The organism is Serratia sp. M24T3 (assembly GCF_000257645.1).
Classification (GTDB): domain Bacteria; phylum Pseudomonadota; class Gammaproteobacteria; order Enterobacterales; family Enterobacteriaceae; genus Rouxiella.
The window spans coordinates 1-19,457 of the sequence record NZ_AJHJ01000017.1 but is presented as its reverse complement, the minus strand read 5'-3'; the positions used below and the strand labels follow the sequence as shown (position 1 = coordinate 19,457).

At 49.4% G+C, this 19,457-nt stretch carries 21 protein-coding genes; all 21 read right to left on the bottom strand.

The window, feature by feature from the left end:
- Window positions 1-37: 37 nt before the first annotated feature.
- Window positions 38-1,018, bottom strand: coding sequence for a glyoxylate/hydroxypyruvate reductase GhrB (gene ghrB / locus SPM24T3_RS14225; RefSeq protein ID WP_009637473.1), 981 nt, complete (start codon window positions 1,016-1,018; stop codon window positions 38-40).
- Window positions 1,019-1,095: 77 nt separating this feature from the next.
- A complete protein-coding gene (locus tag SPM24T3_RS14220) occupies window positions 1,096-2,364 on the bottom strand; it encodes an MFS transporter (RefSeq protein WP_009637472.1) in 1,269 nt (422 codons plus the stop codon).
- 91 nt (window positions 2,365-2,455) lie between these two features.
- On the bottom strand, window positions 2,456-3,235 hold the full coding sequence (locus SPM24T3_RS14215; protein WP_009637471.1) for a sugar phosphate isomerase/epimerase: 780 nt from the start codon (window positions 3,233-3,235) through the stop codon (window positions 2,456-2,458).
- Window positions 3,236-3,477: 242 nt separating this feature from the next.
- A complete protein-coding gene (locus SPM24T3_RS14210) occupies window positions 3,478-4,515 on the bottom strand; it encodes a LacI family DNA-binding transcriptional regulator (protein ID WP_037378619.1) in 1,038 nt (345 codons plus the stop codon).
- A 239-nt stretch (window positions 4,516-4,754) separates the two neighbouring features.
- On the bottom strand, window positions 4,755-5,417 hold the full coding sequence (locus SPM24T3_RS14205; protein ID WP_009637469.1) for an OmpA family lipoprotein: 663 nt from the start codon (window positions 5,415-5,417) through the stop codon (window positions 4,755-4,757).
- Between the two features lie 422 nt (window positions 5,418-5,839).
- Entirely contained in the window at window positions 5,840-6,235 is a 396-nt protein-coding gene (locus SPM24T3_RS14200) for an N-acetyltransferase (protein WP_009637468.1), read from the bottom strand.
- 35 nt (window positions 6,236-6,270) lie between these two features.
- On the bottom strand, window positions 6,271-6,837 hold the full coding sequence (locus SPM24T3_RS14195; RefSeq protein WP_009637467.1) for a DNA-3-methyladenine glycosylase I: 567 nt from the start codon (window positions 6,835-6,837) through the stop codon (window positions 6,271-6,273).
- Window positions 6,838-6,888: 51 nt separating this feature from the next.
- Complete coding sequence (locus SPM24T3_RS14190) at window positions 6,889-8,226, bottom strand: MFS transporter (protein ID WP_009637466.1); 1,338 nt, start codon at window positions 8,224-8,226, stop codon at window positions 6,889-6,891.
- Window positions 8,227-8,425: 199 nt separating this feature from the next.
- A complete protein-coding gene (locus SPM24T3_RS14185) occupies window positions 8,426-9,343 on the bottom strand; it encodes a flagellar motor protein MotB (RefSeq protein ID WP_009637465.1) in 918 nt (305 codons plus the stop codon).
- Window positions 9,340-10,206, bottom strand: a complete 867-nt coding sequence (gene motA / locus SPM24T3_RS14180; RefSeq protein ID WP_009637464.1) for a flagellar motor stator protein MotA — start codon at window positions 10,204-10,206, stop codon at window positions 9,340-9,342. Before motA ends, SPM24T3_RS14185 begins: the two co-directional genes overlap by 4 nt.
- A gap of 2 nt (window positions 10,207-10,208) precedes the next feature.
- Window positions 10,209-10,907 (bottom strand): FliA/WhiG family RNA polymerase sigma factor, encoded by a 699-nt coding sequence (locus SPM24T3_RS14175; RefSeq protein ID WP_009637463.1) that lies wholly within the window; start codon window positions 10,905-10,907, stop codon window positions 10,209-10,211.
- 10 nt (window positions 10,908-10,917) lie between these two features.
- Window positions 10,918-11,376, bottom strand: coding sequence for a flagellar basal body-associated protein FliL (fliL, locus tag SPM24T3_RS14170; RefSeq protein ID WP_009637462.1), 459 nt, complete (start codon window positions 11,374-11,376; stop codon window positions 10,918-10,920).
- A 9-nt stretch (window positions 11,377-11,385) separates the two neighbouring features.
- Complete coding sequence (locus tag SPM24T3_RS14165; RefSeq protein WP_009637461.1) at window positions 11,386-12,453, bottom strand: flagellar hook-length control protein FliK; 1,068 nt, start codon at window positions 12,451-12,453, stop codon at window positions 11,386-11,388.
- Between the two features lies 1 nt (window position 12,454).
- Window positions 12,455-12,760: a hypothetical protein gene (locus SPM24T3_RS14160; RefSeq protein WP_009637460.1), complete on the bottom strand. Its 306-nt coding sequence runs from the start codon at window positions 12,758-12,760 to the stop codon at window positions 12,455-12,457.
- Window positions 12,750-13,145, bottom strand: a complete 396-nt coding sequence (fliS, locus tag SPM24T3_RS14155; RefSeq protein WP_009637459.1) for a flagellar export chaperone FliS — start codon at window positions 13,143-13,145, stop codon at window positions 12,750-12,752. Before fliS ends, SPM24T3_RS14160 begins: the two co-directional genes overlap by 11 nt.
- Window positions 13,146-13,161: 16 nt before the next feature.
- Window positions 13,162-14,454 (bottom strand): flagellar filament capping protein FliD, encoded by a 1,293-nt coding sequence (gene fliD, locus SPM24T3_RS14150; protein WP_009637458.1) that lies wholly within the window; start codon window positions 14,452-14,454, stop codon window positions 13,162-13,164.
- A gap of 204 nt (window positions 14,455-14,658) precedes the next feature.
- A complete protein-coding gene (locus SPM24T3_RS14145) occupies window positions 14,659-15,708 on the bottom strand; it encodes a flagellin (protein WP_009637457.1) in 1,050 nt (349 codons plus the stop codon).
- Window positions 15,709-15,847: 139 nt separating this feature from the next.
- The gene (locus tag SPM24T3_RS14140; RefSeq protein WP_009637456.1) at window positions 15,848-16,879 is read right to left on the bottom strand and encodes a hypothetical protein; all 1,032 of its coding nucleotides are present in this window, start codon (window positions 16,877-16,879) and stop codon (window positions 15,848-15,850) included.
- The gene (flgL, locus tag SPM24T3_RS14135; RefSeq protein ID WP_009637455.1) at window positions 16,880-17,800 is read right to left on the bottom strand and encodes a flagellar hook-associated protein FlgL; all 921 of its coding nucleotides are present in this window, start codon (window positions 17,798-17,800) and stop codon (window positions 16,880-16,882) included.
- A 24-nt stretch (window positions 17,801-17,824) separates the two neighbouring features.
- Window positions 17,825-19,195 (bottom strand): flagellar hook-associated protein FlgK, encoded by a 1,371-nt coding sequence (gene flgK, locus SPM24T3_RS14130; RefSeq protein WP_009637454.1) that lies wholly within the window; start codon window positions 19,193-19,195, stop codon window positions 17,825-17,827.
- 98 nt (window positions 19,196-19,293) lie between these two features.
- The coding region (locus tag SPM24T3_RS14125; protein WP_009637453.1) for a rod-binding protein at window positions 19,294-19,457 on the bottom strand (164 nt) is incomplete at its 5' end.

The following is a 19,457-nucleotide window of genomic DNA, read 5'->3' as shown; positions in this document are numbered from 1 at the left end:
CACCGCTTCGCAAGCTCAGAATAAAATCACAAAAAAATCAGGATTTCTTCAGATCTTTTTGGTTAACGCAGAACTCGTTGGTTTCGCCTGACAGTGCTGCAATCAGGTTCTCGACCGCCAGTGCATCCATATCGTAACGAGTTTGTGCCGTTGCAGAACCGATGTGCGGTAATGTCACGACGTTTTCCAACTTCAACAGGCCAGAATCTTTGGCCATTGGCTCTTTTTCGTAAACGTCGAGGCCTGCGGCGTAGATAGTGCCGTCCTTCAATGCTTCGATTAGCGCCTGTTCGTCGATGACCGGACCACGTCCCGCGCTGATCAAGATGCCGGTAGACTTCATTTTGGCAAACTGATCCTTACCAATGATATGGAAAGTCTGATCGCTCAGCGGCAGAATCACCACCACAAAATCTGACTCTTCCAGCAGGGTATCGAGGTCACACTTACGCGCGCCAAAACGCTCTTCAGCTTCTTTATGCTGGCTGCGTGCGTTGTACAGGATCGGCATATCGAAACCGAGATTCGCGCGCTGGGCAACGGCCAGACCGATGCGACCCATGCCGACAATACCCAGAGTTTTGTGGTGTACGTCAATCCCAAACCAGTCTACAGGGGCGTTACCGTCCCATTCACCGGCCTTGGTGCGGTTGGATAATTCAACTACGCGACGCGCGGTGGAAAGTACCAGAGAGAACACCAGATCAGCCACGGTGTCAGTCAGCGCAGCTGGGGCATTAAACAGTGGTATGCCACGGCTTGAAAGCTCGGCCACGTCAAAGCTGTCAAAACCTGCCGAAGCGGTAGACACGCCACGCAGGCGAGGAGCCTGTGCGATCAGCTCTTTATTGATAGGCCCGCCGGAACCGATCAGCCCTTCAGCTTCTTTCAGAGCGTCGAAAACCTGAGTGCGGTTTTGATCATTAATCCCATCAACTTTTACCACTGAGAAATGTTCTTCAAGGCGCTTATGCAGATCGTCTGCGATTTTTTTGTAGAGAACGATAGACGGCTTCATTACTTACTCCATCAAGCTAACGATTAGGTAGACTGTTTATTTAGTAAGACAAATCATTGATTAAAATAGAGACTATTTTAGTGAGCCTCAAGCGGTTCCGCAGTTTTTTCCGGTTTGACCATCAGCGTAAGGAGCACTGATATCAGTAACGACGCGGCCATAAAGATAAAAGAGGCTGCCGGACCCCCGGTACTGCCGTTCAAATAGCCCACAAACCACGAACCAAAAAACGAACCTAAAGCCCCAAGGCTATTGATTAATGCCATTGCGCTACCGGCGACATTTTTCGGCAACATTTCGGGAATAATCGCGAAAAATGGCCCGTAAGGGGCATACATCGCGGCACCTGCAATCACCAGCAGACTGTATGAAATCCAGAAACTGTGCTGCCCGATAGCCCATGAACAGAAGAAAGCAATGGCACTAATCAGCAGCAAAGGCCAGATAAACAGCTTACGATTCTGCATCTTGTCTGAGGCCCATGAGGCAACAATCATCGCGATCGTGGCGGCCAGATACGGCGCGGAAGACAACCAACCGGCCTCGACCATGCCCATGCTTTTTCCTGCTCGCAGGATTGAAGGTAACCACAATACAAAACCGTACACGCCAATACTCCAGGTGAAATATTGGATGCACAGCAGTATCACATTACGGGAACGAAATGCTTGCCCGTAGTTGGCGACCGCTTTGATATTTTCCTGCTCTTTGGCTAGCGTGGTGGCCAAAGCCTTTTTCTCATCCTCGCTTAGCCAGCTCACTTCTTCAGGTTTGTCTTTTACCAAAAACCACCAGAAAACAGCCCAAATCACCGCCGGGATGCCCTCAAAGATAAACATTTCCCGCCAGCCAAACGCATGGATCAAATAGCCGGAAAGCACGGACATCCACAGCACAGTGACCGGGTTTCCCAATATCAGAAAAGTATTAGCGCGAGAGCGTTCCGATTTGGTGAACCAGTTACTGATATACACCAGAAGGGCGGGCATCACCGCCGCCTCTACAATACCCAGCATAAAGCGGATAACCGCCAATAGCGGGATGCTGTTAACCATGCCGGTTAGTGAAGCAAAAGCGCCCCACAGCACCAGACACCAGAACACCAGCTTCTTTACGCTGCGTCTTTCGGCATAAATCGTCCCAGGTATCTGAAAGAAAAAGTATCCTAGAAAGAACAGGGCGCCCAATAGGGAAGACATACCCTTAGTAATGCCAAGGTCATCGTTGATGCCAGCGGCGGAGGCAAAGCTGAAATTGGAACGGTCGACGTATGCCAAACTATAGGAAATAAAAATGATCGGCATAATAAACCACCAACGTTTGGCGGCTAATTTGACCTCACTCATTTTTATGCTCCTTGTTATTATTCACGCCCTGACTGCGCGTATTTTGGCTGCATTTACTTGAACATTTGCTCATCTTGCCACCCGATAATTGCTAAGCTTCCGCTGCTTCCTTGCGTAGTAATTCAACGTAATAACGAGTTACTGCAGTAAGATCTTCGCCCTCTAAAGGAAACTCGATGCCGCGCGGCGCAGTGCGGGGCAATTTTGCCAAAAGCGGTTTCCAGCTTCCGTCGCTGTCATCGAGTGCGACGGCGTGTAACTTCCCATTACGTTGTTGAGCTGCTTTTACGTGCACATAGCTGACATGCTGGCTTAAGGTATTCGCGGCTTCAAGCGCGTCTTGGCCGACCCACTGCCAGTTCGCCATATCAAAGGTCATCGCAACCGGAAGATGTAGGGCTTCAGCGGCAAAGAAGAATGCGTTCATCGGGTGGAGAATACCGCCGTCAGGGGTTTGATCATTCTCAACGACCAGTTCAACCGCATGTTCTTTCAGCAGAACTTTCAATTCTGTAAGATCAACGCCGGGGGCAAAAGCACCGAGTGCAATTTTTAGTTTTCGGGCATCAAGGTTATCAGCTTCGGCCAAAAATTTTGCCAGGGAAGGGTTTATGCTGCTGTCAGATAAAAAGAGCGATTCTGGAACCGAATAAAAAGTATAAAGCCCGTGCTGACGAATTTTTTCACCTAACGCCTTGAGGTGGTCTATTTCTCCCTCGACCAGCAATTCGCGGCGGATTTCAACGCCATCGGCGCCTGATTCTGCAATCGGCTTGAGTAATGCTTCCTGCCCGCCTAAATCTTTAACCGCTTGATAGCCGTAGGCTGCGGTCACTATCACGATGTCTGCCACATTCTCTGGTTTGCTCATGCCAATTTTCCTTATGCGCCGTTGTTTTTTTAAGCAAGGTGTTTTCGCTGTTTGAGAAACTAAATAACTCGGTAAACTTGATAGTTAAAGGTAGGCTAATTTTAGCCTCAGGCGTAGTTTCTGTTAACATTACGTTAACTGGAACCGGTACCAAGTAAAAGTTCAGTTACAGGAAAACACGATCTCGTGGGTCAATAACGAGATCAATGTCACGATTTCAACGGATCGCTTTCAGGGATTTATTAAACGAGTTGGGTTGAGCCGCGAACAATTAATTCGCCTGAGAATGCATGTTCCTGCACAGGCTCATCGCTGCCTTGAATGCGTTTGACCAACTGACCCAGAGCCGCGTAGCCCATATCGTACGTGGGTTGCTTCAAGGTAGTGATACCTACACCGGCAAGCTCTGCCCATTCAAGGTCATCAAAACCGAGCAGGCCGATATCCTTGCCCCAGACCATGCCAACTCTGCGCATTGCGCGGGCAATGACCAGCGTTAACGAGCCATTTACCGAGATGACGGCGCGGCGTTTATCAGGATAGCGGGCTGCAAAATCCAGCAACAATTTTTCCAGGCTTTCACTGTCATCCAGCAATACTTCGCCTTGCTCGGCAAATTTTTGCGGCTCTTTTTGCATCTGTTTCAGGAAAGTATGTAGACGCTCGAGGCGAGTATTAATGGTGACCGGTTCACTGAGAAACAGAATGGCTTCAAAGCCCTGGTTCAGTAAATGCCGAGTCACTTCAGTGGTGGCTTCAGCATTATTCAAGCCAATGACATCACAGGAAAAATTAGCGATTTTACGGTCAATCAACACCATCGGTAGTTGCGACTGTTGCAACGAAGAAATTGCTTCTTCACGCATCCCGACCGCGTTAACTACGATGCCGTCAACGCGATAGCTGCTCAGCAGGCTCAGGTAGTGCTTTTCCTGATTGAACTCATTGTTGGTGTTACACACCAGCAGAGTCAGCCCCTGTTGGCGACAGGCGGCTTCAACGCCACGCATGACTTCAACCGAATACGGATTGGTAATATCGGCAATGATTAAGCCGATCAGGCGAGTTTCACCGCTTTTCAGGCTACGAGCCATCTGGCTTGGTTGATAGTCCAGCAGGGCAATTGCCCGTTCGATGCGCTCTTTCAAGGTATCGGAAAGCAGATGCTGTTCGCCGTTAAGATAACGCGAAACGCTGGTCTTTCCGGTTTTAGCGGCACTGGCCACGTCCCTGATAGTTGCACGGGGAGTCGATGTCTGCGCTGTCTTAGCCCTGCTCACGTTAAATCTCCTGAAATAGTCGCCAGATAACCTGTTGCGATGATAGAGAAAAAGGTTATTTCTGTTGATAAAGGAGACTAGCACAGAGCGCAGTAGCAAGGAATGAAACTTACCCTTCGTTCCGCAAGCGACAGCTGCATTGGCGGCGGGTGACCCCCATTCACTCAGCTATCCAAGCTCCAGGGGGTCACTCTTTTGCCGCTTTGCCTCCACTTCGGGGGGCTCGGATCAGACAGTTTTTATTGCAGCGGGCTAAGGGTGATTTCTACGCGGCGGTTCTGTGCCTTGCCCTCTTCAGTGCTGTTCGAGGCGATCGGGTTGGCAGGGCCAGCTCCTGAGGTATGTACGCGATTGCCTGCGACACCTTGGGTTATCAGTGCGCTGCCTACGCCGTCGGCACGTTGTTGGGACAGTTTCATGTTCAGCGCCTGACCGCCAGTGCTGTCGGTATAGCCCACGATATTAACGGCAGTCTTAGGATACTCTTTCAGCACCATGGCAACGCCAGTCAGCGTATTCGCACCCGCTGGTTTTAGCGTGCTGCTGCTGCTGTCGAAGGTAACGTTGTTTGGCATGTTAAGCACAATGTTTTGGCCCTGACGCGTCACACTGACACCTGTGCCTTTCATTTTGTCGCGTAGTTTGGCTTCCTGAACATCCATATAATAACCCGCGCCGCCACCCAGTGCGGCACCGGCTGCAGCGCCAATCAAAGCACCCTTGCCGCGATCGTGTTTAGAGGATGAAAGCATCCCGACACCGGCACCCAATGCAGCGCCAACGCCTGCTCCAATGCCTGATTTGCCCGCTTCAGACTCTCCAGTGTAAGGATTGGTGGTACAGGCCGATAACCCGAGCGTGACGCACAGTGAACCGGCAATAATCCAAATACGTTTATTCATTTTTTCTTCCTTTGAAGAATTAATATTTGCTGTCTAGCGGTTTGGCTATTCCAACTGCTTGCGCTCTTTATGCGAGAAAACGCAGAGTTAATCACTCAGATAAATCTGCATCTGCGCTGTAGTATTAAAGCTATTTAAAAATCTTCTGATTGTTTAATTAATTTTAAATATAGAATTTCAAGAGTTATATATTATCTTAGGGAAATGAGAGGTGAAAATAATGCATTGAAAATATAGATAATTAATTGGATGTAACTTATTTCCATTATGTGAAATTATTTTTATTAAGCTATTCCACACGGGTCAGCGCCAATAAATCCGAGAGTTTGCAAAGTACCAATGCCTGCGTCGAAATCATAGTCGAGGAATATAATTCGGATAAACAGTGATGCTGAGGTTTTCTGAATACCTTTACTGAAAGATTAAATTTTCCAGCCCATTATCCAGGTTGGTAGGCCGGTGCCAGGATGACAGGTATCGGCGGTGATGGTAAAACCTTCCTTTTGATAGAAGGCGACAGCGCGATGATTTTGCTGATAAACCTCAAGCAGCAGTTTGTCATGGGCGGCTTTGGCAGTAGCCATTAATTGTTGAGCGACGCCACAGCCGTGAAAGGTGTCTCTGACGAACAGAGCGCCAATAAACTGTTCGCTGATGACGCTAATAAAACCGCTGATTTCGCCGTTTTCCGGATTGCAGGCGACCCAAGTCATCGCCTGCGGCAAAAAGGTATCTCTGACCATCGCAGCACTCTCAAACCAATAACTTTGAGTGATAAAAGGGTGCGCGGCTATCGTGCTGCGTAACCAAAGAAGCATCAACTCATCGAGGTCATTATTGTCAGATTCGCGAATTATGCAGCTTGATATTGAGGATGGCATAGGCAATTGGCCTGATGATCGTTCACCAGGCCGCTGGCCTGCATGAACGCATAGCAAATAGTTGATCCGATAAACTTGAAGCCGCGTTTTTTCAGCGCTTTAGACATAGCATCAGAAACGTCATTTTTAGCCACAACTTCGCCCGGTCCTTGTGGATTATTGACGATGGGCTGGTGGCTGACAAATTGCCAGATAAAAGAAGAAAAATCTTCACCGTTGGCCTGCATTGCCAGCCAAACCTTGGCGTTGGTAATGATCGCCTGTATCTTGCCGCGATGGCGGATTATGCCGCTATCCAGCACCAGATTATCGACGTCTTGCTCGGTCATTTTCGCGATGCGTTCAGGGTTGAACTGATGAAAGCAGCGGCGATAATTTTCGCGTTTTCGTAATACGGTAATCCACGAGAGACCAGCCTGCTGGCCTTCAAGGCACAGCATTTCAAACAGTTCACGTCCGTCTTTGACCGGCACGCCCCATTCTTTATCGTGATATTCAATGTATAGCGGATCGTCCGATACCCAGCTGCAGCGTGTCATTTTAAAGCTCCAAGATTGCGGAAAACGGTCTCCGCAATCTTGGTCTCTCCTTTATTTCTGCGCAAGCACAACCTGTTTAGCCTGCGGCATAGTTTCCAGTTTCATGCGTTTTTCAGGCTGCAAAAGCGTCATGCACAGCATGCTGCAAAACGAAACTGCCGCCGTGGCGGTAAACATCGCGCCGTAGCCGTGATACTGCGCCAGATAACCACTCAGCGTAGGTGCCAAAATTGACGCTATATTGGCAATCGCCAGCGTCATTCCGCTGTAGGTGCCGACCGATGCCTTCGGAGAGACGTCAATCACCACGGACCAATAAACGTTATTAACCAGCGCATTCAGAGCGTTACCCAAGGTCATCAGCAAAATGATTTCAAACGGCGAATGTGCGTAAGGGATGAGCACAAAGCAGGTCGCCGTCAGCAGCAGCGTTACCGCCGCAAATACATTGCGTGCCAGCCTGAGATTGCCCGTTTTGCGCAGCAGGTTATCGGCAATTTTTCCACCGAGCAGCACGGTAATACAGGCACCGCTCCATGGGATCATCGCGACATACCACAGAGAATGCAGATCATAATGGAAGGTATCTTGCAGATATTTCGGGCTCCAGGTCACCAAAACAAAAGTCACGTACAGGAAAGAAAAATACCCCTGCGCGTTCAACACTAGCGTGCGGTTAGCGAAAAATGCCCACCACGGGCGAGCAGGCTCATTGTCCTGAACTTGCACTTCTCCGGTGATTTTTTCCAGCTCTGCGGCACTGACTTTGGGATGCTGTTGTGGAGTGTTGGTAAACGAACGGGCGAAAATAGTAATAGCTAACAGCGAGAAGATGCCAAGCACGATAAACATGGTGCGCCAGTCATGGGTCAACAGCAGCAGGCCAACTGCCAGAGGTGCGGTCAGCAGCGCGCCCACCTGAGTACTTAACAGCCCAATGCTGAGAGAAAATCCTCTTTCTTTACGCGGTGCCCAGTGGGCGATGGTTTTATTCATCAGGGCATAAGCCGGGCCTTCCGAGAAGCCGAACATAATGCGCAACACGGCGAAACCCATAATCGCCGAGCCGCTGAACATGGCTATGCCTAGCTCTCCCGCCCAGGCAGTCGCGATTTCCAGCAGTGACCACAGCACGCCAGCGATTAACCAGACTTTTTTGGTTCCGATTCTGTCAGCCAAAAATCCGCCACACAGCGATCCGAAAAGATAGCCGTAGCCGAAATAGCCGAGCACCGCGCCAAGCTGCATTTTTGTCAGATGAAATTCTGTCGAGATATCATTGGCCGCAAAGGAGAGCGCGCCGCGATCGATATAGTTAATTAGCGCGATAAAGAAAACCATCGCAAAAATGCGATAACGATAAGTACTTTGAGATTGTTCGATAGGCATAAATGAGCCTCCTAAGCATGCAAGTCCTTAGAAAGCTGCAAGGTTGATGCCAATCGAGCAGTAAGCAATGAATAGGGGGCAAAGAGATTGATTAGCCGACCTAATGCGCCATCTACAGGCAATCGCGCTGCTGACATGCGCTGAAATGTGGCATTTAATTTCCCCCAAACTCATTAATTCCTCGCTGTTGGCCTAAATCCTACTTTTTCTTCAAGGTTGAGAGGTTAACTGCGGGCTTGCCATAAAACTGATAGAGACTTTCAGAAGCGGTCTTGGTCAATACCAGGATTTCAATACGTCGATTTTCAGCTGCCGCCGGATCCTGCGGTTTCAGCAGCATATTGTCGGCCATGGCGCTGACCTGCAAAATTTTGCTCTCGCTAAGTCCGTTATTGATCAAAGTTTGCTCGGCAGTGACGGCTCGGTCGCTGGATAACTTCCAGTTATTATATAAATCCTGATTCTGAAATTTTGTACTGTCCGTATGCCCGGTGATCACGATTTTGTTGTCCAGATGATTTAGCGTAGGTGCCATTTCTTTTAAAAGGCTTTTAAAAAATGGGCCAAGCAGGGCGCTACTTCGGGAGAACATTTCACGGTGTTGGTCGTCCTGAATATTAATTCGCAATCCCTGAGGAACAATTTCGATTTGCAGATTAGCCTGTGCATGGTGTTCAGCGGTTATTTTAATGATTGCCTGCGATAGTTGCTCCATTTCTTCAGCAGAACGCTCCAGCACACTATCGGTCAGGCGGGTTTTAGGGAAACCCAAGTCGATCAGAGAGTTATGCATGTTACTGTCTAAAATCAGCGATTTTTTTTCTTCTTCGGGCGTGCCGGGAGTTTTATATTTTGCTGGTTGAGCATGGGTTACCCAATCGATTACCGTAAACCCGCGACCATCAAGCAGTTGCGGATTATTGAGGTTTGAAATAATCTCATGGCGATCTTTTTCAGATACCGACGCGACAATCCACAGCACCATAAATAGTGCCATCATGGCTAAAGTGAAGTCTGCAAAGGCGACTTTCCACGCCCCACTGTGCGGTCTGGAATGGTGACGAGCTGCTTGGCGCCTGATAATTGTGGTGTGAATTTGCTTACTTTTGTCATTCATTTTAATGGGTCCGACATTTCAGAAACCCAGCTATCGAGCTTGGCAAAAGTTGGCTTACAGTCCAGCGGCAGCATCTTGCGGCCGGCATCAACAGCCAGCAGATTAGGCTTGCCGGCTAAATGATTTACCAACACCATGCGCACGCACTCAAAAAAAGCGATCGTTTTCTTGGTTCGTTGTTCCATGGCGTTGGCCATCGGGTCCATAAAGCAATAGCAGATGAAAACGCCAAGAAAGGTGCCGACCAGTGCAGCCGCGACTTTGATCCCAACCAAAATGATTGAGCCGTCAATGGACTGCATAGTAATAATGATGCCCAATACGGCGGCGCAAATACCAAATCCCGGCATTGCTTCGCCGGTACGCTGTAGTGATCGAGAAGGGGTAAGCAGTTCATCCTCGACTGCCATCAGCTCCTGCTCCAGAATGCCTTCAAGCTCGTGTTGATTAATTTTCCCCATTGCCATTAAGCGAAAATTATCTGAAATAAAGGTGACCAGCGATTCTTGTTTCAGAATTAACGGATACTTCTGGAAAAGTGTGCTGTCATTGGGGATCTCAATATGCTCATCGAGCATTTTAAGGCCGCCAATTTGTACCAGTTCCAGCAATTCATAAAGCAGCATCAGCAATTGTTTTTGAAAATCTACCGTATATTCATTTTTGCTGATTACGCCGATAATTTGTCTTAATATTTCTCTTAATACATAGCGTGAGTTGGCCAGGATCATTGCACCTACTCCCGAACCCAAGATAATGAGGATTTCACCGGGCTGCCAGAACGAAATAAGATGACCGCCAGACATGATGAATCCGCCCATCACACACAGCATGATAGTAAAAATTCCGAATATTTTTTGCATGATTAGTGTTCGTTCCTATAAAAAAACTTTATTTTCTCAGTGATAATTTTATTAATCTGGCAGATGCGGGCTTCTGTCAGATCGAGTGTCAGTGCAATCTCTTTCAGGCTCAGATCATGTTGGTAATACAGGGCCAAGATTATTTGCTCACGTTTTTCTAGCGTGGCGAGAGCATGTTTCATACTGTCAGTATTAATTAACTGATCTTCCGGTCCCTGACTGATTAACGCGTCCGCTTCTGTACCTAGAGTCAGCAACTCATCTAGGCTTTGCATATTTTTAGCACTTTCCAGCAGCAGGTATTGTTGATATTCCTCCATACCAAGGCCCAGTGACTGGGTAATTTCGTCTGCAAAAGGCTCTCGGCCAAGCTTGCGGCTCAAAGCGCGCACTGCATCGTTAATCCTGTGCGTTTTTTGTCGCAACCCTCGAGGCCGCCAATCTTTATTACGAAGCTCATCCAGAATGGCGCCGCGAATTCGCAGTTTTGCATAGCCGCCAAAGCGTTCATCTGGTTTCCCGTAACGCCTTATCGCCTCAAGCAAACCGATCAGGGCTATTTGCTCGATGTCATGGATATCCAGTATCGTGCTCGCCTGAAAGGCCAACTGTTTTACGATGCGTTTAACCAATGGCACATAAGCCAGCAGTATCTGGCTCTCTTCCTTTTCTGTAAGGTCACTGTGTCGAGCCAGATCCATAATATTAACTTTATTGGTAAACTATTTTGCTGATAATGACGTTGTCAAAAGGCATAGTAATATCGAGAGTAGTAAAGTCTCGTTCATAGGCCGCCATCATTTTTTTTCGTAGTTCCGGAATAGATAAATCATGAATTGTTTTAAAATCTAGATTAGACAATAAATCTACCGTCGAACTTCGCACAGCCGGTAATAAAGCAGTGGTGCGATTCATGTTTGCTTCAGAATCAGTCGATAAAGCCAATTCAAGCAATAAATATCTTTCGCGCCCTTCGCTGCTCTGAAGAGTAATAATAATGTTCTTAACTTCGACAAAATGAATATCTTTTTGTCCTTTATGATTTACTTTTGTTAAGTTTGCTTGGTCGTTTTGTAAGATTAATGGATTTACATAGGTAATTAAAATATCAGCCACAATTGCTGCCAATAGGGCAGAAAATAAAATTATTAAAATCTTTTTAATATTCATTAAATACTCTTAGATAGTCATGAGAATGCTGCCATCCGTATCACTGACGTGTTCATCGCCTTTGATTCGTCGGGCAACGAAAATATCGTCGGTTGGTAAATGAGGTTGCTGCTGCCGGGACTGCTGCTGCATTTGCTGCTGTTGCGGGCTGTGAGATGAAACTTGCAAGTTGACCTGCACATTGGGTTGCAGCAGATTTTGCCGTAATTCATTGCTCACTGACTGCAAGGCGCGATACACGTCGGGCTGGCCGGCATTGATTTGTACAGTCAATTTTCCCGCCTCAAGATGCAGGGAAATATCGATTTTTCCCATCTCGGCCGGATCGAGCCGAATCATGGCGTGTTGAACTTTGCCCTCAAGCTGCATTTGCAGTTTTTCTCCCAAAGCGCCGCTCAACTGCTGCGCCCATCGGTCGTTATTACCTTGCAACTTTAACGTCGATTCTGTCGTGGTAGTTGACGACGGCACCAAGCTCGGGTCGGTTCCAGCGATCGGATTCAGACCTATTAACGGCGCTGGAGTCGCGGGTGAAGGCGGCCGTTCAACACGTTCACTTTTAATCAGCAGAGGAAATATCGCGCTCGTATCGGCGTTTACACCCGCTGTTTTAGCATCAGGTAAGATCAGCACCTGCTGAGCAAGTGACGGGACTTTGGGAAAGCCTGTTGTCACCTCAGTCGCCGAAATTGACTGAGATACCGCTGTTGGTGGAGGGCCTGGCGGTAAGGGTTTTTCCTCTGACGGTGGTGATGCCGGAACCACTGGCGCTGTCCCCTGGGGTGGCGCTAGTGGCAGCGGCAGATTTGTCAGCTGAAGTAAGGAGTCCATCCACTGCTGATTAAGGTCATCTTCGGAAACCGTTTTTTGCGATTTTTCCTGCGGCGATGAGGTGTGTGGAAACACTTCTTCCTGCTCGGAGGTAACGTTAGCGGTAATAAACTGCACAACAAAGGGTATTACCGCCCCTTTAGCTTCGGCGGTGAAAGCCAAAGCAGCCGCAATCGCCGGTGCTGGCTGTGTTTGCGATACAGGCGAAGCGGTCACGGCAGCAGGAATCGTCGTTGAAAGGGGCATTTCAAGCATCCTCATCGGCTGAAACCAAGGAGTAGGCGTTGAGGCCTTCATCAATACGGCAGTGCATTTTCATCGTCGCATCAAGCCGTTGGCTGAGTTTTTTAAAATCTTGCAGCAGGCTTTCAAACGCCGCATACAGCTTACCCAGCGCCAGCTTGCTTTCATGGGTTAGCACACGTTGGCCCAGGCTCGGCAATAACTGCATGATGGCGATATTAATCTGCTCAATGTCTTCCAGCCGCTCGATAGCTGGCCGCCGTTGCAGCTGTTCGATGCGTTGCCGGATTAAGGTAATGTCATTCATCATGGCTGCCCATCTGCTCCCATCCGAGCTTGATGTTGTCTAAAATGGCGATAACCTCGTCCAGTTGTTCGACATCAAGATTGTGGCTGGCGTCATAAAGTCGATAGACCGAATAGTCGTAGAGTCCGGCCAGATTAAGCGCCAGTTCACCGCCTTTTTCATAGTCCAGCGCGCTGGTCAAGCCGTTGAGAATATCAATACATTTGTTGATGCTTTGTGCCTTGCGCTCAAAGCGTTTTGCCAGAATATGGCTACGGGCGCGCATCAGTTCGTCCATCAGGCCACTGAACAACATCAATACCAGCTGATGCGGCGTTGCCGATGCCACCTGCATCGCCAGCACGGATTCTTGATACAGCGCCACGCCTTGTTCTGAATTACCGTACATTGCTACCTCGTCATCGTTACTGGATAAGACCCAACATGCCGAGCGTGTCGTTCATCTTGCCCATCACCGTTTGCAGCTGAGTAAACTGGGCGAGATAGCGGTCGTATGAGGCCTGATAGCGTTTATCTATCGCCTCTTTTTGCTTCACGCTGGCTCTTCCCTGATGGTCGAGAGTGTCCTGACGCTGTTTGAACATCCCAGTGTTTTTGTTCAGATAGGCATCCAGCGACTGATCGAGTTTTTTAACTAAGCCGTCCTTGCCGTTAAACAAAGTGGTCAGCGCTTTTGGGTCCAGCTTCAGCGCGCTGTCCAGCTTGCTGCTGTCGAGAGTGAGATGACCGGTTTTGTCCGCGCTGAGACCAAATTGCGAAATATTTTTGCCGCCGATCGTAGTGCGCAGTAGCCTTTTAAGATTTCTATCCAGCGAGGCAATCGACGCATCGCCGGCGAAAACGCCACGTTGTGTGGTTTTTGAGCCAATCGCCGTGCTCGCGCTCATGGAATCCAGCATTTTGTTGTAGGCATCGACTAATTTTTGTAGCTGCGCGGTGGTGTCTTTATTGCTGGTCGCGACCTGAATATGCAAGGGCTTGGCACCCGAGGCCTGCGCCTTGTTTAATTCAACAGTGACGCCATCGACCAGATTCTCAATTTTGTTATTGTCGCTCTCGACATCGCGCCCGTTGAAACGAATCACGGCGTTTTGCGCGTTGGAAACCGTCGTTTGTTTTACACCTGACGGCAATCCGCTGATTGAAAGCGCATTTTTCCTGCCGCTATTATCGCTGCTAAGCATTAACGACACTTTGCCATTGGCCCTGACCAATGAGGCAGTGATTGCGGGAGCGTCTTTGCCACCGGCATTAATGGTTTTTTGCAGTTCAGCCAGGCTATTCTGTTTAGACAAATCGATTTTCAACGTTTTACCGTCGACGGTTAAACTCAAGGTACCTTTGGCCGCTTTGACTGCGGCATCATCCAGCCCGGAGAGTTCGATTTGCTGTGCAGTGGCAAGCTGTTTTACCGTGATGTCATAGTTGCCCTTCGCGGCCGTAGAGTTGGCGGTCACGGTGGCGATATGCTCTTCGCTAGTTGTAACGGAATTTTGTAGAACACCGTTTTCACCACGGTTTAGAGATTTGAGCGAAGCACGGAAATGGCCCATTTCACCTGAAATCGCGGTCAATGCTTTTTGCTGCGCGTCCTGTGAGCGTTTTTCTCTGGCCAGCTGATCGTCGAGCCTTTTTACATCCAGGCCGGCCAACTTTGTCGCCTGGCCTTGCGGGTCAATACTGCCTGTATCGAACATAGTCAATCTCCCGGTTATTGGCGCTGCCTGCGGTATTATCTGCAAGGGTCTTTTGCAAGGGGCATGCCAGTTATTTAATTGTTTATTTTTAATGGCTTATGGATTGAAGAGGAAGGTGGGTTTCCGCGTTTTCAAGCGCGGCGGAAGCTGATGTCATTAATAAAAACACCGCCCGCAGGCGGTGTTTATCAGCTCAGTCAAAGATTATTGCTGCATCAGGCCCATGACCATCTGCGACATATTGTTAGACTGTTTCAGCATCGCCATGCTGGTCTGTGACAGCATCTGCTGGCGAGACATATTGGAAGCTTCAGTGGAGTAATCAACGTCACGAATGTTACCGAGCGCCTGATTGGTGTTGTCTTGCATGGTGCTGAGGTTCGCTGCGGTATGACCCAGGCGGTTGATGTTAGCGCCAAGTTTTGAACGAATAGTGGTAACTTTTTCCATCGCCGCGCTGAGTTTAGTCATCGCGTCTTGAGCGGTTGCTGCGAAATCACCTTTCACGGCCGCTACAGAACCTGCACCGGTGCCTGATGCTGGAGTTCCGCCCTTGGCTACGGACAGGTCGAGCTTGGCCAACTCTGTAATCATGCCCTGCAAACCACCGGCACCCGCCAAAGAATCGGAAATATTCACATTCAGCGTTTCACCGGTGCTGTCGCCAATCTGGAAGTTCATACCGTTAGCATCAACCAGTTTGCCGCCAGCAGTGGCATCTTTTGCTGGAGCGGCTAATACCGCAGGTTTGGCTGGTGTTTTTATATTACCACTTGCATCTTTTACAGCAGCAACCGCTCCACTCGCTTTTACTTCAGCAGTACCCGCAGTCGCAGCAGACATCAGCTTTTCGCCGCCGAAGCTGGTATTGCTCATGATGTTGTTCAGCTCGCCGTTCAATTCTTTGAATTCGGATTGCAGCGCATCATGATCCTGCTGGGTGTTAGTGGCGTTGGCTGACTGGGTTGCCAGGTCTTTCATGCGGTCCATGATGTTGTTCAACTCACCAAAACCGCCTTCTGCCGTTTGCAGCATTGCAGTCGCGTCGCTGATATTACGTTTGGCCACTGACATGCCGCTAACCTGGCTTTGCAGGCGGCTGGCAATCTGCAGGCCTGCTGCGTCATCGGCTGAAGTATTGATGCGTTTGCCCGTGCCCAGACGCTGCATTGAAGTGGTCAGCAGGCTGTTAGCCTTGTTCAACGCGTTGTTGGCAGACATCGAAGAAGCGTTCGTGAAAATTGATAAAGCCATGAGGATAATCTCCTGATGAGGGCTAGGTTAGCCCTCTTGTTTCGGTATCAGGATAAAACGACCATTGGCGGGGAAATATTAAGTGCGTGAGGGATAGAATTTAAAAAAACGTATTTAATATGACTAAAGCTTTTATAAATTAGTTGGTTACGCGCAAAACATTTTTAACCATAGCGCTGCGGGCGTTGGCCTGCCCGCTTAATGCCTGAGATAGCGTGGCAAAATTGTTTGCTGCATTCGCGAGCTTATTGCCTATCTGTGCCGCCGCCTTTTGCGCCGAACCCGCCTGTTTAAAGGTGGCCATCGACTGGAACTGGGCGCGGATTTGCTCCCTGTTTTGCGAAAGCTGCTGGCGCTGCTCGCTGATATGTTGCAGCGCGCGATGAAGCTCATCCATCATAGCGGCAGCTTTGACAGGCTTACTGATGATGTTATTCACACTGTCCAGCAGCTGATGCCCGGCCACTAGCATGACGGGTGTAAACTGCTCCCCCGGAAAACGCCCACCTTCACCACGCACTGTTAAATGCTGACAGAGGCGCGTCGCGAATTGCTCATCGGCGGAAAAATTCAGCGGCTGCTCGGCGGACTGACTGACGCGGACCCCCAACCTTCCGAGGCATTGCCCTAACAGGCTTAAAGACTGATGCGGACCAGCATCTTGCGGGAGCCGCACTGCCGCCAACTGATGCCTGGCATCCGCGATAGCGAACATAAGCGTTTCGGGTTGTTGGGAAGACAGCAGGGTATCTGCCGCGGGTAGGGTAAAATCAGTCTGCGGCTGGCCAACCAGAGTGACATTGAGTTGCCTGTCGACCCGATGGCCCGAGAGCACCAGCCTGGCATCCAGCAGGGTCGATAATTCTCCGGCCTGCTTTTTGATTGCCGCGTGCGGCCCGCTTTTTATCGCGTGACGTAATTCAACAATCTGATTCTCCGCGCGCGCGAGAAAATCATCCGCCTGCTGGACGGCGGTGATCTGATGATTTAACTCAATATTGTAACGAACCGGGCGGCTGGAGATCAGCGGTGGGTCAGGAAAATCACCCAGCTGTGCCGCACTCTCAGCCAATAATTTACCCACTGCGCGCGACGGCGTGGTAGCTCGCGCCTGAGCCAGCGGAGCCGCCAGCCCGGAAGACTTGGTAGACGTAATTCCAACCTGCATCATTTAGCTCATATAATTAAAGAGGGAAAGCTGGCTTATCTTCATATAGGTCATGCCACTGGCCTGAATGGACATTTTATAAAGATTAAGGTCAGTGCTGGCCTGAGCCGGATTGCTGTTGGCCAGCGCGTCCATGGCCTGAGAATTGGAGGTCGCGATATCGGTATGCGCCTCGGCGAGCATGCTCAGCCGATTCTGCCTGCCGCCTAAATCGGTGAAAGTTGCCCCCAGTTTTTTCGACGCCTGCAACATCATCTCATGGGCGCTCTGTAGCTCGGCCAGGTAGCTGGAAGGCACAATTTTAGAATTTTTCATTTTATTGCTTAACGCGGTCAACTGATTAAGGACTGCCAAATCATTCCCCGCCTTGGAAAAAACGCCGCTCATCAGAGTATTTTCTTTAATGTTAATCCCATTGGCTACCGTGGTTTCACGAGTTTGGTCGTTGCCCTGATAGCGATACTGTTGAGTTTTGGCGTCGAAAACGATCGGCTGTTTATCGCTTAGCGTGCCGCCAAATAGCGCGTGGTTATCCTCATTTTTCTGGTTAAGCGCGGCGATCACAGACTCAATTTTGCCATCGATGCTGTGGGCAAAACTGCCCATATCGGCCCGCGAATGGCTGGCATTGGCCGCTGACAGCAAGTCGTCAATAATCGCATCTGTCTGCTGATTAATTGCGGCAACCACCGTTTCTTGCTGTGACAGGCTGGTCTGTAAACGGCTAATATTGCTTTGAAACTGTTTTAACGCGCTGTTTTCACGCTGTAAATTTACCAGCTGCGAACTGGCAATCGGGTCATCCGACGGTAAATTAACCCGTTTGCCCGTTGACTGTTGTTCGATGATTTTGCTGATTTTTCCGCTGTTACGTTCAAAGGAGCGGGTCATGATCGCTGTCAGATACGTGCTACTGACTCTCATAGAAATTCCTTGTTATGCATGGGCTTAGAACAGCGCCAGAAGATCGCTGAAAATTCGATTTCCGGTGGCAATTACCTTCATGTTGGCCTGATATTCTTGCTGACAGTCTTGAAGATTGATTGCTTCCTCATCCATGTTGACCCCGCTCAGACCATCACGCTGACTTTCGGCCTGCTGCAAAATATCATCCGCCGCTGTTGATTCGCTTTGGTTCTGACGACTGGTGATACCAATCGCGCTGACCATTGACGCGCAGTTTTCCCCTAAGCTGGCAGGGGTTGCGCCACTCAACGAATACTTTTTGTTTTTCAGTGCGATGAGAGCTAAAAGGTTGCCGTCATTGCCCGTTGCGCCCTTTTTATCGGATAACGCGAGCTCAGAGGTTTTGATCTGAGTTATTTGCAGCAAATCGTCAGAACCTTTAGCATTGAATACAAACAGTGGCTTACCGGCATGACCTTGTAAATCAAACCCTTTTGCTAACTGTTGATTCATCTCCCTGGCCATATTCTCGGCCATATCACTGACGGCGCTCTGCATGGTTTTCAATGTGGTATTTTCGTAATCATTTATCGCGCCCAGTTTTCCACCGCAGGAGAGGCCGATACTGCTTTTTGACTGTGCAAAAGCGAGACCTATTTCCTGCGATCCGTTGGGCAGAGTGCTGACAGAAAGCCTACCGGTGCTGCTGCCGCTGACCAGCGTCTCTCCGTTGCTCAACGAGACCTTATAGTTGCCGCGACTGTCTTCCAGCACCTTGACGTCCATGTAGCCGCTGAGTTTTTTCACCAGCTCGTCGCGCTGGTCGCGCATCGTATTCGAATTGGAACCGGTGGCCTCCAAATCTGCTATCTTGCTGTTATAGCTGGCAATATCCTTGCTTAACGCATTGACGGTCAATACTGTGTTTTCACGCTGGCTGCGTATGGCAACATGCTGATTTTTAATAAAATCGTTCACGCTATTAAACCGAGTCGCCATTGCCTGCGCTTCGTTGATCACCGCCTGGCGCACGGCGTTGTTGTCTGGCTGAGTAGTGGCTCCATGCAGCGTGGCAAAGAATTTGTCGATCCCCTCGGCCAAACCGGAATTTGAGTTGCCCAACAGCGATTCCATCGGCGTCAAAAAGGTTTGCCCGCTTTTGTAATATTCGCTTTTACTGATGCTGCTGCGCACTTGGCCGGTTAAATACTGGCTGGATATCCGGCGAATTCGCTCTACTTGAACACCTCCTCCGGGACTGAGATGAGCGCTGTCCACAGGACCTACAGCACTCTGGTCGGCATGTTGACGGCTGTAACCGGCCGTCTTGAGGTTGGCGAGATTCATTGCCGTGGTGTTCATTCTTATTTTGGCCGCCTGCGCACCGCTGCAGGCGATTGTCATCATGCTCATCGTTTACCCTTGATCCGGTTTTAATGCGTTAGTGGCTGCATATTGCCTGTTGTCATTCAGCGACCGGCTGCGCCTGAAACTTAAATTGTTGGCGATTATCACGGCTTTTCTCGCTGACCCAACTGCTTGATAAGCAGGTCGGCAATGCCGCTACGATGCTGGGCTGCCAAGGTTTGCGACAGCTTATCGTCATAGAAATCACGCATCATCCGCTGCTGCTTGCTGTTGAAAGGATCGTCATCGCCCACCAGAGCGTCGGACG